A 13,182-nucleotide genomic window follows, 5' to 3' on the forward strand; every position below is an offset into this window, starting at 1 on the left:
ACCCGAAGACGCGGTTGCGTGTGCGTAGCCCGGACAAGGCCGAAGGCCGCATCCGGGGATGAAGCGGCCGCCACGCCGCTCCAATGCCTCCCTCATCCCTTCCCGGATGCGCTTCGCTTATCCGGGCTACAAGGCCATAGCCCCTCTCCCGGTGGGAGAGGAGTGCAAGAACGAAGCCGCGACCCCAAACCGCCCGAAGACGCGGTAGCGCGGGGGTATGGCGCAAGCAGGCCATGGATGGCCTGCGTTCGCGCGTTGGAGCCATGGATGGCGGAACCGCGCGATGCGCCATACCCCCGCGCTGCCGCGGCTCCGTCCGGAGCCGATCCCCTTGGCGGCCTTGGCCTTTGCCCTTCCGGCAGTCGGCATCCGACCCTCTCCCCTGGCCCCTCTCCCGGGGGGAGAGGGAAAACGCTGCGTCGCCAGCGCCTCAAAGGCATTCGAGGCGCCCTCCGTACCATACGGTCCGGTCCCTTCAGGGCGGTTCGGCTACACTCCCCGACTTCCCGTATTCCGGCAGCGTCAGCCCCCACGGATGAATCCGAATTACCTCGATTTCGAGCAGCCCATCGCCGACCTGGAAGCCAAGATCCAGGAGCTGCGCAACGCCAGCACCGGCCCGGCGGTCAACGTCGACGCCGAAGTGCGCGCCCTGCAGGACAAGCTGCGCAAGCGCACCGCCCAGATCTTCCGCGACCTGAGCTCCTGGCAGGTCTCCCAGCTGTCGCGCCACCCGGCCCGCCCCTACACCCTCGACTACGTCCGCGTGATCTGCGACGAGTTCCAGGAACTGGCCGGCGACCGCGCCTTCGCCGACGACAAGGCCATCGTCGGCGGCCTGGCCCGCATCGACGGCCGCCCGGTCATGGTCATCGGCCACCAGAAGGGCCGCGACACCAGGGAGAAGGTGCGCCGCAACTTCGGCATGCCCAAGCCCGAGGGTTACCGCAAGGCCCTGCGCCTGATGAAGATGGCCGAACGCTTCGGCCTGCCGATCCTCACCTTCATCGACACCCCCGGCGCCTGGCCGGGCATCGATGCCGAGGAACGCGGCCAGTCCGAAGCCATCGCCCGCAACCTGCTGGAGATGGCCGAACTGAAGGTCCCGGTGATCTGCACCGTGATCGGCGAAGGCGGCTCCGGCGGCGCCCTGGCGATCGGCGTCGGCGACGCCACCATCATGCTCGAGTACAGCACCTACTCGGTGATCTCGCCCGAAGGCTGCGCCTCGATCCTGTGGAAGGACGCCGGCAAGGCCAAGGAAGCCGCCGAACAGCTGGGCATGACCGCCAAGCGCCTGAAGGAGCTGGGCCTGGTCGACAAGGTCGTGCGCGAGCCCACCGGCGGCGCCCACCGCAACCCCAAGCAGATGGCGCGCCGGCTCAAGGCCGTGCTGCTCAACGAGCTCGACGCCCTCGAGCAGATCCCGACCGGGGATCTGGTCCAGCGCCGCTACAAGCGCCTGCACGGTTACGGCGCCTACGAGGCGGCGTAACCGCGGCCGCCCGCCATCCCGCGCGACGGCGCGTATGCTGTCGCGCAGGACCTTGAAGCTCCGGGGAGAGCGGACATGGGCGCACTTCCGGGTTGGGTACTGCCGGTCGGCCTGTTCGCGGTGCCGCTGCTGGTGGCGCTGGCGGTCAACCGGCTGGCGCGCAACCGCCGCGGCCTCGCCTCCGGCTGGGTGCTGGCCTGGTTCGTCACCGTGTGCTGGATCTTCGCCATCGTGGTGATCCTGCGCCAGGTGCGCTGAGCCGGCGACCGCTACCATGGCGGCATGGCCCCTCGCCTGCCGCTTCCCTTCGATGCCTTGCCCGCGACCGGCGCGCTGGTCGTGGGCTTCAGCGGCGGCCTGGATTCGAGCGCGCTGCTGCATGCCCTTGCGCTTGAACCGGCCGCCCGGGCCCGCGGCCTGCGCGCCGTGCACGTGCACCACGGCCTGCATGCCGATGCCGGCCAGTGGGCCGCGCACTGCCAGGCGCAGGCGCGCGCGTGGGACGTGCCGCTGCAGGTGATCGAAGTGCAGGTGCCGCGCGACGCCGGCCTCGGCCTGGAAGGCGCCGCGCGCGAGGCGCGCTACGCCGCGCTGCTGTCGACGCTTGAACCGGGCGACGTGCTGGCCACCGCCCACCACCTCGACGACCAGGCCGAGACCTTCCTGCTGCGCGCCCTGCGCGCCTCCGGCCCCGAAGGCCTGGGCGCGATGCGGCCGCTGCGCCGGCGCGGCCACGCCTGGCAATGGCGGCCGCTGCTCGAGCTGCCACGCACGACGTTGCTGGACTACGCCGGCGAGCACGGCCTCGAATGGATCGAGGACCCCAGCAACCTCCACCCCGATCCCGACCGCAACTTCCTGCGCCTGCAGCTGCTGCCGCTGCTGCGCCAACGCTGGCCGCATGCCGCCGCCGCGCTGGCCCGCAGCGCAGAGCTGTGCGCGCAGGCCGACGCGCTGCTGGCCGATGCCGACGCGCAGCTGCTGCGCGAACACACCGGTGAAGACCCGCACACCCTGCCGGTATCGCCGCTGGAAACGCAGCCGCCGGAACGCCGCGCCCGCCTGCTGCGCCGGTGGGTACGCGAGCTGGGCCTGCCGCGCCTGCCCGGCCATGCCGTCGAGCGGATCGAACGCGAACTGCTGGCCGCCCGCGCCGATGCCCGGCCCTGCTTCGCCTGGGCCGGCGCCCGGATCGAACGCTGGGGCGACCTGCTCCATGCCGACCGGGAACGTGAGCCGCTGTCGTCGTCCTGGAGCGTGGCCTGGGACGGCCTCGAACCGCTGCACCTGCCCGACGGTGGCCTGCTCCAGCTGCACGACGGCCGCGGCGCTCCCGTGCCTGGCTTCGACGCCCCGCTGCGTGTCCACGCACGCCAGGGTGGCGAACGCATCACCCTGCCCGGCCGTTCCCATTCGCACGCGCTGAAGCACGTGCTGCAGGAGCGCGCCGTCCCGCCCTGGCGCCGGCGCCACCTGCCGCTGCTGTCCGACGCCGAAGGCAAGGTGCTGGCCGCCGGCGACGCCATCCAGGCCTGTGCGCTCGCGCAATGGCTGGACGCCCGCGGCTGGCAGCTGGCCTGGCAGCCGCCCGGCAGCGGCACCGCGCGTTGACCCCCGGCCGCCGCACCGCGCACACTTCGCCCATGTCCAAGAAAACCTCCGGCGACGCCTCGCCCGTCGCGCAGTTCGAACAGTCGCTGGACGAGCTGGAACAACTGGTCCAGAAGATGGAGCAGGGCGAGATGAGCCTGGAAGATTCGCTGGCCGCGTACGAGCGCGGCATCGGCCTGTACCGGCGCTGCCAGACCGCGCTGGAACAGGCCGAATTGCGCGTGCGCCTGCTCACCGATCCCGACCAGCCCGACAGCGCCCAGCCTTTCGCCGGCCCCGATGGCGAGTGAGGTGTTCGCGCGCTGGGCGGCGCGCACCGAGGCGACGCTCGAGCGCCTGCTGCCGGACCCGGCGCAGGAACCCTCGCGCCTGCACGCCGCCATGCGCCACGCCACCCTCGGCGGCGGCAAGCGCATGCGTCCGCTGCTGGTCTACGCCGCCGGCACCGCGCTGGGCGCCAGCGAAGCCGCGCTGGACGCGCCGGCCGCCGCGGTCGAACTGGTCCACGCCTACTCGCTGGTCCACGACGACCTGCCGGCGATGGACGACGACGACATGCGTCGCGGCCGTCCCACGGTGCACGTGGCCTTCGACGAGGCGACCGCGATCTTGGCCGGCGACGCGCTGCAGACCCTGGCCTTCTCCGCCCTGGCCGAAGCCGACGCCCCGGCGGCGCTGCGCATCGACTGGGTGCGTACCCTGGCCATCGCTTCCGGCGTGGCCGGCATGTGCGGCGGCCAGGCGCTGGACATCGACGCCACCGGCACCGGCGGCCGTCCAGCAGTCGCCAGCGATACGTCCGGACCGCTTGCCCGCCTGCAGCGCATGCACGCCCTGAAGACCGGCGCGCTGATCCGCGCCGCGGTGCGCATGGGCGCGCTGGGCGGCGGCGCCGATGCGACCACGCTGGCGCAGCTGGACCACTACGCCGACGCGCTGGGCCTGGCCTTCCAGGTCCGCGACGACCTGCTCGACATCGAGGCCAGTTCCGAGGCGCTGGGCAAGACCGCCGGCAAGGACGTGGCCCAGGCCAAGTCGACCTATCCGGCCCTGCTGGGCGTGGACGGCGCCCGCGCCAGGCTCGAGCAGCTGGCGGCGGAGATGCGTGCCGCGCTGGAAGGCGTCGGCGGCGACTGCACGCTGCTGGACGCGCTGGGCGAAATGGCGGTGCGCCGCAACCGCTGACGCGGCGCGCGCAGGATGCAGGAACGCGAAGGGCCCGGTCGATGCCGGGCCCTTCGTCCATCTGCGATGGGGTACTTACTTGATCAGCCGGATCGCGAACGGATAGCGGTACTCCTCGCCACGGTTGGCGGCCAGGCCGGCGATGATGCTCAGGATGATGCAGGCGATCCAGGCCAGGAAGTTGATCAGCGCGCCGATCAGGATGATGGTCAGGACCGTGCCGATGATGTAGACGAACAGCAGGGTGATCTGGAAGTTCAGCGCTTCCTTGGACTGGTCGTTGAGGAAGGCCTTTTCGGGACGGTCCTTGTGGATCAGCCACACGATCAGCGGAACGATGAAGCCGAGCAGGATGCCCGACAGGTGCACCAGCATGGCGATGGTGCGGTCATCGTTCTGCGACTGGGCGGTGGTGTTGTAGTCGTTCATTGGTGTTCCCCATGGCGAAGCGGTGCCGGGCACCGCAAGTAGTGGTGTAGCCGGCCCGAGCATATCAATCCCCCCCGGCCACGGTCATCCGCCCTACCAGGACCGGACCGGTGCGGATGTGCGAGCGCGGGTCCACTTCCCGGCCCACCGCCTCGATCCCGGCGAACATGGCCCGCAGGTTGCCGGCGATGGTCAGCTCGTCGACCGGGTAGGCCAGCTGCCCGTCCTCCACCCAGAACCCGGCCGCGCCGCGCGAATAGTCGCCGGTGACGCCATTGACGCCCTGCCCCATCAGCTCGGTGACCAGCAGGCCGCGGCCCATCCCGGCCAGCAGCTCCTGCAGGGTGCCGGCGTTGGCCGCCACCTCCAGGTTATGCACGCCACCGGCATTGGCCGTGGTCTGCAGGCCCAGCCGCCGCGCCGAATAGCTGCCCAGCACGTAGCGCTGCAGCACGCCGCCGGACACCAGGGCGCTGTCGCGGGTGGCCACGCCGTCGGCGTCGAACGCGGTCGAGCGCAGGCCGTGCGGCATCAGCGGCCGCTCGTCGATGGAGAACCACTCCGGGAACAGGCGCGTGCCCAGGCTGTCGAGCAGGAAGCTGGCGCGCCGGTACAGCGCCCCGCCGGACACCGCGTTGAGCAGGTGGCCGACCAGCGAACGGGCGACCTCGGCCGAGAACAGCACCGGGAACTCGCCGGTCGGCGCGCTGCGCGGCGCCAGCCGCGACACCGCGCGTTCGGCCGCGCGACGGCCGATGGCCGCCGCCGCTTCCAGGTCGCGTTGCGCCAGGCCGATGCTGTACCAGCCGTCGCGCTGCATGCCTTCGCCCTGCCCGGCGATCAGCGCCACGCCCAGCGAATGCTGGGTCTCGCGCTCGCGGCCGATGAAGCCATGGCTGTTGGCGTAGACCGACAGGCTCTCGCCGCTGCCCAGCGAGGCGCCATCGGAGTTGGTCACGCGCGCGTCGGCGTCGCGACCGGCGGCCTCGCAGGCCAGGCACAGGTCGATGGCCTCGTCGGCTTCCAGCGCCCACGGATGCCAGGTGTCCAGGTCGGGGAAGGCCGTGGCCATCAGCTCCGCGTCGGCCAGGCCGGCGGCCGGGTCGTCCTCGGTGTGGCGGGCGATCGCGCAGGCCTGCTCGACGGTGGCGTCGAGGCTGGATTCCTGCAGGTCGGCGGTGCTGGCGCTGCCCTTGCGCTTGCCGAAGTACACGGTCACGGCGATGCCTCGGTCGCGGGTCGACTCCACCGTCTCCACCTCGCCCATCCGCACCGAGACGTTGAGCCCGCGTTCCTCGCTGCAGCTCACCTCGGCCTGGCTGGCGCCCAGCGCGCGGGCGCGGTCCAGCAGGCGCTGCGAGATGTCCGCCAGCCGGTCCAGGCGCTGCTGGCTGTCGTCGTTGTGCACGATGTCGTTCAAGGGTTCCACCTTCAAGTTGCGAATGCTGTCTGCGTGTCCGCGCGACGCGGGCGGCGCGCCCGGCGGCCTGCCGGGATCCGCGCCAGCGGGCGCCGGCGACGCGCCGGCCCCGCGGGATTCATGGCCGGGCGGGTAGAATCCTCCGCATCGAACAGAGCCCCAGCCCCATGCGCGGACGCGACGAAGAAACCGGCGAGTACCTTTCCCCCAGCCGCAGCCAGCAGCGCCGCGAGGCGCTGGGCGTGCTGGAGCTGGCCGAGAAGCTCGCCAGCCTGACGCCGAGCCAGCTGGCCAGGCTGCCGATCCCCGAGGACCTGCTGCCGCACCTGCAGCACACCCGGAAGATCACCGCGCACATCGCCCGCAAGCGCCAGCTGGCCTACCTGGCCAAGCAGATGCGGCGCGAGGACGACGAGACCCTCGACGCGATCCGCGACGCGCTGGACGAGGACGGCAAGGCCGCGCGCCGCGAAGTCGCCGCGATGCACCGGGTCGAGGCCTGGCGCGAACGCCTGCTGGCCGAGGGCGACGCGGCGCTGGCCGAACTGCTCGACGAGCATCCGGGCGCCGACCGCCAGCGCCTGCGCCAGCTGGTCCGCAGCACCCTGGAAGAGCGCAAGCGCAACAAGCCGCCGCGCGCCTTCCGCGAACTGTTCCGCGAACTGCGCGCGCTGCTGCTGGCCGGCGGCGCCGGCGAAGCCGCCGCGCATGCGCACGCCGACGACGCCGCGGACAGCGACGAATTCGATTTCGACGAGGCCGGCGAAGGCTTCGACCCCGGCGACGACGACTGACCGCGCCGGGCCGTGCGCTGCCGGCGGCCGCGCCGCCGGGCTCACGCGCCGGTCCTCACGCCCGCGTTCCGCCGACGGTGAGGCCGTCGATCAGCAGCGACGGCTGGCCCACGCCCACCGGCACGCTCTGCCCGTCCTTGCCGCACACGCCCACGCCCTCGTCCAGGGCCAGGTCGTGGCCGACCATGCGCACCTTCTGCATGGTCTCCGGGCCATTGCCGATCAGGGTCGCGCCCTTCACCGGCGCGGTCACCTTGCCGTCCTCGATCAGGTAGGCCTCGGTGGCCGAGAACACGTACTTGCCGCTGGTGATGTCGACCTGGCCGCCGCCGAAGTTGACCGCGTACAGGCCCTTCTTCACCGAGCGGATCATCTCCTCCGGGTCGTGCGTGCCGGCGAGCATGTAGGTATTGGTCATGCGCGGCATCACCAGGTGCGCGAACGATTCGCGCCTGCCGTTCCCGGTGGGCGCCATGCCCATCAGTCGCGCGTTGAGCGAATCCTGCATGTAGCCGACCAGCACGCCATCCTCGATCAGCGTGGTGCAGCGCGTCGGCTCGCCCTCGTCGTCGACGTTGAGCGAGCCGCGGCGGCCTTCCAGGGTGCCGTCGTCGACGATGGTCACGCCCGGCGCAGCCACGCGCTGGCCGAGGCGGCCGGCGTAGGTCGAGGTGCCCTTGCGGTTGAAGTCGCCTTCCAGGCCGTGGCCGACCGCTTCGTGCAGCAGCACGCCCGGCCAGCCGGCGCCGAGCACCACCGGCATCGTGCCGGCCGGCGCATCGACCGCGTCGAGGTTGACCAGCGCCTGGCGCAGCGCCTCGCGCGCCAGCGCCTCCGGACGGCCGCCGGAGAACAGCTCGGCATAGGAATAGCGTCCGCCGCCGCCGGCGTAGCCGGACTCGCGACGCCCGCCGTGTTCGACGATCACCTGCACGTTGAGCCGCACCAGCGGGCGCACGTCGGCGGCGAGCACGCCGTCGCTGCGCGCCACCAGCACCGTGTCGACGCCGCCGGACAGGCTCACCGAAACCTGCACCACGCGCGGGTCGGCCGCGCGCAGCAGGCGGTCCAGCGAACGCAGCAGCTCGACCTTGTCCTCGTTGCCCATGCCGTCGACCGGATCCAGCGCCGGGTACAGGTCGCGGACCACCGGCGCGCCGGTGCGCACCAGCTGCCGTTCCACCCGCGCGCCGTCGCGGGCGATCGCCCGCGCCGAGCCGGCGGCCAGGCGCAGCGCCCCGGCGTTGATGTCGTCCGAATAGGCGAAACCGGTCTTCTCGCCGGAGATGGCGCGCACGCCCACACCCTGCTCGATCGAGTGGGCGCCGTCCTTGACGATGCCGTCCTCCACCGTCCAGCTCTCGCGGCGCGAGTGCTGGAAATACAGGTCGCCGAAGTCGATGCCCGGGCCCAGCAGGGTCGAGAAGGCGTGGTCCAGCCCGGACGGATCCAGGCCGCCGGGGACGAGCAGGCGGTTTTCGGCGAGGGCGAGCGTGGTCGAGGTCATGTACGGGGGATGGGGGCGGGCGCCGGGGATGGCAAGCATGCCTATGATGACAGCTGGCCGCCCGGCGGCCTTGACCGCCCTCTTCCGGACCCGCCCGCCCCGCCCGATGAAGCTGACCGCCTACGTGATCGACGGCCACACCCTGGACATCCGCCCGGCGCCGCGCGAGCGCGACTGGATGGAGCGCACCGACCAGCGCTACGCCTACCGCTGCCTGCCGCTGGACATGGCCAACGTGCACGGCTGGGAACTGCTGTGCCAGACCGGCTTCAGCGCCGAATGGACCGGCGGCGACGCCCTGGAGGACGTGAAGGTCACGCCCGATCCGGGCACCTTGGCGCCGGCGGTGAGCCATTTCGGCTACGGCGTGCTGACCTTCCACGTGCCCTGCCTGTTCCGCAGCGACGCGGCGGTGGAACTGATGGTCACCGGCCCGATCAACCGCCCGCGCGACGGCATCACCGCGCTGACCGGCGTGGTCGAGACCGGCTGGAGCCCCTACCCGTTCACCATGAACTGGAAGTTCACCCGGCCGGGCAAGGTGCGCTTCGAGGCCGGCGAACCGTTCTGCCACCTGCTGCCGCTGCACCGGCCGCTGCTCGAGGAGGTGAGCGCCGAATGGCGGCCGCTATCGGAGGCGCCGGACCTGCACTCGCAGTACCACGCCTGGACCCACAGCCGCGGCCACTTCCTGCAGGAACTGCCGGACCCGGAATCGGAAGCGGCGCGCGAGCAGTGGCAGCGCGGCTACTTCCGCGGCGTCGACATGCGCGGCTGCCCGGCCGAAGGCCACCGGGTGAAGCTGCGGTTGCCGAAGTTCACCCGCGCCGGGTAGGCGGGGCGCTCAGCCCGCGTCCTGGCCGGCGTCCTGCGCCCCGGCCTCTTCCTGCTCGCGGCGCGACTGTTCACGGCCGATCACCTCGACCTTGGGCTCCTTCCACGGGCCGCTGACCTTGTAGGTCTTTGCGCCGATGCCGCCCAGCGGCTTGGACAGCACCGCATTGGCCGCCGCGCCCACCGCCGCGCCGACCGGGCCGCCGGCGACCGCGCCGACCACGGTCAGCAGGTTGCCGGACTTGGGCAGCACGTCGATGGTCTGGTCGAAGCGCTGCGCGCGCAGGTCGGTGGTGCCGCGGATGCGGATGTCGGCGGCCGGGCCTTCGATCAGCATGTCGTCGGTCCGGGCCTCGCCGTCGGCGAAGCGGACGTTGGCTTCCAGGCGGTCGAAGGCGAAACCGCGCGAGAAGAAGTCGCGGAAGTCGAGCATCAGCCGGCGCGGCAGCTGGGCCAGGCTGAAGAGGCCGAGCACGCGGCCCGCGCCGGGTTCCACTTCCAGCAGCTGGCCGTCGCGGGCGGCGATCCGCAGGCTGCCCTGCAGCCCGCCGAGGCGGAATCCGGCCGGCGTACCCGGCCAGCTGGCGTCGAAGCTGACCCGGCCTTCGCCGCGCGCCAGCCAGTTGCGATAGCCCAGGCTGTCCATCAGCGCGCCCATGTCGCGGCTGTCGACGGTCAGCGCCAGGTGGGTGCGCGCGCCCTCGCCGCGGCCCAGCCATTCGCCGCTGGCCTCGATCTTCTGTTCGCCGGCCTGCACCTGCAGCTGCTCCACCCGCAGGCCACCGGGAACCGGGCGGGTGCGCAGCACCGCACGGCCCATCGCCGCGTCGCGGTAGCGCAGGTCGTCGATGTCCATGGCCAGCGGCGGGATCGCCGCCGGATCGAAGCCGTCGTCGGCCGGCTTCGGCACGTCGGTGCCGGCACCATCGGCGTCGTTGGCCGCGGCCACCGCATCGCGCGCGACCTGGCCGGCCGAAACCTTCGCCGCGCCGGCCGGCGGCTGCCAGTGGAAGCGGCTGAAGCGGCCTTCCACGGTCGCGCCGGACTGGTCGGGCACGCGCACGTGGCCGGCCAGCGCCGGGCCTTCGACGTCGACCTGCAGGGCCTGCGCCTCGGGGCGCAGCTTCAACCGCGTATCCGGGAACACACCGCCAAGCAGGTGCAACTCGTCGGCGACCACGTCGATCTGGCGCAGCGCCGGGCCGTCGCCGCCGCCCTTGGCCAGGCCGATCCATTCCAGCGCGTCGAGCGAGGTCGTGCGGCCGCCTACCACGATCCCGGACGTCGGCGGCTCGGCATCCACGGTCGAGGCACCGAGCAGCACGCGCACGCCGGTGCGGCCGTCGCGCTGGCGCGCACGCACCGCCATGCGTTCGCCGAAGGCCACGTCGATCGGGCCGCTGCCCAGCGGCAGACCCAGCTTCACCGTCGTGGCCAGCGTGTCGGTGGCCGGCTTGGCCAGCGGCGACGGCAGGTCCAGGCGGGTGCCGGCCAGGCTCGACTGCAGCTGCAGGGTGCCGACGAGGTCGCCGCGCGCCTGCTTCGGCAGGGCCACGTCCAGCCGCCACGGCGAACGGCCCTGCACGCGCGGCGCCAGCCAGTCCAGTTCCGGCGCGCGCGCGAACAGGTCGGCCGCGTCCAGCGGCGCCTGCAGGCTGGCCTCGAAGGCGTTGGCCGCGTCCCCGGCGTGGCCGCCGGCGCGCAGCGCGAGCACGCCGTCCTGGCCGCGGTAGCGCACCGCCAGTTCTTCGGCGTCGAAGCCGTTGCCGTCGTAGCGCGCGCTACCGCGCACCGCGTCGAAGGCCAGGTTCCAGCGCTTCTCGACCAGGCGCGCGCCGTCGAGCGCGACCGTGCCGTCGATCCGCGCCGGGCCCTCGCCCGCGCCCAGCGGCAGGTCCAGGGCGAACAGGGTCGCGGCGGGACCGGACGCTTCGAGGTTGGCGAAGGTCTCGTGGTGTTCGCGGTCCAGCGGGCTGTCGCGCAGCAGCTCGAGCATGCTCGCCGCGTCGCCGCGCGCGCTGGCGCGCACCTTCAGCGGCGCGTGGCTGAAATCGGCGATGCCGACCTGCAGGCGCTGGATCGGCAGGCCGCGGGTCGTGCCCTGGCCCTGCAGGCTGAAGCCGTTGCCGACGAAGGCCACCTCGGCGTCGAGCGCTTCCAGCACCGGCCAGTCTTCCTGGTAGCGGATGCGGCCGTCGCGGATATGCGCGGTGGCCTCGAAGCGGCCGTTGTTGCCGGTGAACGGCCAGTCGTCCAGGTCGCCGGCGACCAGGCCGCGGCCACCGCTGACCACGCCGTCTTCCAGCGCCATGTCCAGCCAGCCCACCGCCGCCTCGGACATGCGGTGGTGGACCCAGAACTTCTTCGCCACCGGCACCGGCGCGTCGTCGATGTCGGCGGCAATCCCGATCCACGGCCGGGTGCCGTCGCCCTGGAACCACAGCCCGCCGCGCACATCGGCGGCGTAGTCGCCGCCGTCCAGGCGCAGCGCGGGCGTGCCCACTTCCCAGCCGGCGCCTTCGCGCCAGGCCAGCACGGTGCCGTCCAGCGCAAGCTCGTGCAGCACGCCGAAACCGCTGGGCCAGTCGAAGCTCAGCGCGCTGCGCGGATCCAGCGCCAGCTGCCAGCCCTGGCCGTCGCCTTCGAACCGGCCGGACAGGCCGTCGATGCCGGGGGCGTCGCCGACCGGGTCGAACGCGATCCGTTCCAGCCGGCCCTGCGCGTGCATCGGACCGCCGCGCATGCCGGCCACTTCCAGCGCCGACACCTGCGCCTTCGGCGCCGCCTCGCGCAGCCAGCCGCGCAGGCCCGACGGCAGCGCGTCGGACAGCGCCGCCAGCGCCAGCAGCGGGGTCGCATCGACGCGTTCGACCTGCAGTGCGTAGCGCTGGCCGCCGGCCAGCAGCAGGCCATCCAGCGACTGCGCGCCGTGTTCGTCGGCCAGCTGCAGCTGCGGCACGTCCAGGCGCCAGCCCTGCGCGGTCACCCGCCAGCGCGCGCGGCCGCGGAGTTCGTCCAGGCGCACCTGCGGCAGCAGGCCGTCGGCCAGCGGCGCGCCGGCCAGCAGCAGGTGGCGCAGTTCGAAACGGGTGGTGGCCAGGACCACGCGGTGCTGGCGCAGCTCGGCCCAGGCTTCGACGTGGCCGCGGCCATCGGCCACCGAGATGCCGGCGCGGTTGAGCAGCGGCGCCCACGCGCCCAGCGCCTCGGTGTCCAGGCCGAACCAGGCGCGGCCGGCGCCGCTGCCGCGGTCGAAATCGAAAGCCATCCGCGCCGGCTTGCCGTCGGGACGGATCCAGGCGCGCGCACCGGCGTCGACGCGCTGGCCGTTGACGCGCAGGCGCAGGTCGATCCGCGGGATGCGCGTGCGCAGCCCCAGCTGCGGTGCGCGCACGTCGAGGCTGCCGCCGATCACCTGCAGCTCGCCGAGGCCTTCCAGGTATTCCAGCGGATCGCCTGCGGCAGCGCCGGACGTCGGCAGGCCGCGCACCGACCAGCGGCCGTCGTCGTCGCGCTCCAGCGTCAGCGAAGGCCCGCGCAGGCGCAGCTCGGTGAACGAGCTGCCCGGAAGCAGGCCGGCGTACATCGACACCAGCACCTCGGCCTGGCCGACGTGCACGCCCGCGCCAGGCGCGCCGACGTGCAGGCCTTCAAGCTGCAGCACCGGACCGCGGCGGGTCCACTGCGTGCGCACGCGGTCGAAGCTGACCGGACGCCCGGCCTTCTCGCTCAGCCACGCGGCGACGCGTTCGGGATGGCGCTCGGCCAGCGGCAGCAGCTGGCTCACCGCACCCAGCACCAGCGCCATCATCACCAGCACTACGGCCAGCAGATAGGCGGCCCAGCGGCGAGCCAGGCGCAGGCGGCGGCGCAGCGGGGTGGGCATCAGGCCTCCGCGCCGCGCCCG

At 72.8% G+C, this 13,182-nt stretch carries 11 protein-coding genes; 7 read left to right on the forward strand and 4 right to left on the reverse strand.

Annotated elements, in window-relative coordinates; genetic code table 11:
* The first annotated feature begins 535 nt into the window (after nucleotides 1-535).
* The 5 genes from M503_RS0103215 (at nucleotide 536) to M503_RS0103235 (ending at nucleotide 4,291) form a co-directional block, all read left to right on the forward strand.
* Nucleotides 536-1,495: an acetyl-CoA carboxylase carboxyltransferase subunit alpha gene (locus M503_RS0103215; RefSeq protein WP_028920638.1), complete on the forward strand. Its 960-nt coding sequence runs from the start codon at nucleotides 536-538 to the stop codon at nucleotides 1,493-1,495.
* A 75-nt stretch (nucleotides 1,496-1,570) separates the two neighbouring features.
* The gene (locus M503_RS0103220; RefSeq protein ID WP_028920637.1) at nucleotides 1,571-1,753 is read left to right on the forward strand and encodes a hypothetical protein; all 183 of its coding nucleotides are present in this window, start codon (nucleotides 1,571-1,573) and stop codon (nucleotides 1,751-1,753) included.
* Between the two features lie 24 nt (nucleotides 1,754-1,777).
* Nucleotides 1,778-3,106, forward strand: coding sequence for a tRNA lysidine(34) synthetase TilS (tilS, locus tag M503_RS0103225; RefSeq protein ID WP_028920636.1), 1,329 nt, complete (start codon nucleotides 1,778-1,780; stop codon nucleotides 3,104-3,106).
* Nucleotides 3,107-3,138: 32 nt separating this feature from the next.
* Nucleotides 3,139-3,396: an exodeoxyribonuclease VII small subunit gene (locus M503_RS0103230; protein WP_028917849.1), complete on the forward strand. Its 258-nt coding sequence runs from the start codon at nucleotides 3,139-3,141 to the stop codon at nucleotides 3,394-3,396.
* Nucleotides 3,386-4,291, forward strand: a complete 906-nt coding sequence (locus M503_RS0103235; protein ID WP_028920635.1) for a polyprenyl synthetase family protein — start codon at nucleotides 3,386-3,388, stop codon at nucleotides 4,289-4,291. The genes M503_RS0103230 and M503_RS0103235 overlap by 11 nt, the downstream gene beginning before the upstream one ends.
* Before the next feature lie 75 nt (nucleotides 4,292-4,366).
* Here M503_RS0103235 and M503_RS0103240 read toward each other — a convergent pair whose 3' ends face one another.
* Together M503_RS0103240 and pmbA are read right to left on the reverse strand one after the other, a co-directional pair.
* Nucleotides 4,367-4,720: a DUF4870 domain-containing protein gene (locus tag M503_RS0103240; protein WP_024869284.1), complete on the reverse strand. Its 354-nt coding sequence runs from the start codon at nucleotides 4,718-4,720 to the stop codon at nucleotides 4,367-4,369.
* Between the two features lie 64 nt (nucleotides 4,721-4,784).
* A complete protein-coding gene (gene pmbA, locus M503_RS0103245) occupies nucleotides 4,785-6,140 on the reverse strand; it encodes a metalloprotease PmbA (RefSeq protein WP_028920634.1) in 1,356 nt (451 codons plus the stop codon).
* Between the two features lie 167 nt (nucleotides 6,141-6,307).
* On the opposite strand from pmbA, the gene yjgA reads away from it, so the two are divergent.
* The gene (gene yjgA / locus M503_RS0103250) at nucleotides 6,308-6,934 is read left to right on the forward strand and encodes a ribosome biogenesis factor YjgA (protein WP_028920633.1); all 627 of its coding nucleotides are present in this window, start codon (nucleotides 6,308-6,310) and stop codon (nucleotides 6,932-6,934) included.
* A gap of 55 nt (nucleotides 6,935-6,989) precedes the next feature.
* On the opposite strand, the gene tldD is transcribed toward yjgA, so the two are convergent.
* Nucleotides 6,990-8,441, reverse strand: coding sequence for a metalloprotease TldD (gene tldD / locus M503_RS0103255; RefSeq protein WP_028920632.1), 1,452 nt, complete (start codon nucleotides 8,439-8,441; stop codon nucleotides 6,990-6,992).
* 106 nt (nucleotides 8,442-8,547) lie between these two features.
* Here tldD and M503_RS0103260 point away from each other — a divergent pair, with 106 nt between their 5' ends.
* Nucleotides 8,548-9,276, forward strand: a complete 729-nt coding sequence (locus tag M503_RS0103260; RefSeq protein ID WP_028920631.1) for a DUF6065 family protein — start codon at nucleotides 8,548-8,550, stop codon at nucleotides 9,274-9,276.
* A 9-nt stretch (nucleotides 9,277-9,285) separates the two neighbouring features.
* Here the strand turns inward: M503_RS0103260 and M503_RS0103265 are convergent, their stop codons facing one another.
* Entirely contained in the window at nucleotides 9,286-13,161 is a 3,876-nt protein-coding gene (locus tag M503_RS0103265; RefSeq protein WP_028928091.1) for a YhdP family protein, read from the reverse strand.
* Nucleotides 13,162-13,182: the final 21 nt, after the last annotated feature.

Source organism: Pseudoxanthomonas suwonensis J47 (genome assembly GCF_000513955.1).
Lineage (GTDB): Bacteria > Pseudomonadota > Gammaproteobacteria > Xanthomonadales > Xanthomonadaceae > Pseudoxanthomonas > Pseudoxanthomonas suwonensis_C.

Bases quoted from the DNA above. Each gene is read 5' to 3' on its own strand.
- M503_RS0103260 (WP_028920631.1), top strand. From the start codon at position 8,548: ATGAAGCTGACCGCCTACGTGATCGACGGCCACACCCTGGACATCCGC.
- M503_RS0103265 (WP_028928091.1), bottom strand. From the start codon at position 13,161: ATGCCCACCCCGCTGCGCCGCCGCCTGCGCCTGGCTCGCCGCTGGGCC.
- tilS (WP_028920636.1), top strand. From the start codon at position 1,778: ATGGCCCCTCGCCTGCCGCTTCCCTTCGATGCCTTGCCCGCGACCGGC.
- M503_RS0103240 (WP_024869284.1), bottom strand. From the start codon at position 4,720: ATGAACGACTACAACACCACCGCCCAGTCGCAGAACGATGACCGCACC.
- M503_RS0103215 (WP_028920638.1), top strand. From the start codon at position 536: ATGAATCCGAATTACCTCGATTTCGAGCAGCCCATCGCCGACCTGGAA.
- M503_RS0103220 (WP_028920637.1), top strand. From the start codon at position 1,571: ATGGGCGCACTTCCGGGTTGGGTACTGCCGGTCGGCCTGTTCGCGGTG.
- M503_RS0103230 (WP_028917849.1), top strand. From the start codon at position 3,139: ATGTCCAAGAAAACCTCCGGCGACGCCTCGCCCGTCGCGCAGTTCGAA.
- yjgA (WP_028920633.1), top strand. From the start codon at position 6,308: ATGCGCGGACGCGACGAAGAAACCGGCGAGTACCTTTCCCCCAGCCGC.
- tldD (WP_028920632.1), bottom strand. From the start codon at position 8,441: ATGACCTCGACCACGCTCGCCCTCGCCGAAAACCGCCTGCTCGTCCCC.
- M503_RS0103235 (WP_028920635.1), top strand. From the start codon at position 3,386: ATGGCGAGTGAGGTGTTCGCGCGCTGGGCGGCGCGCACCGAGGCGACG.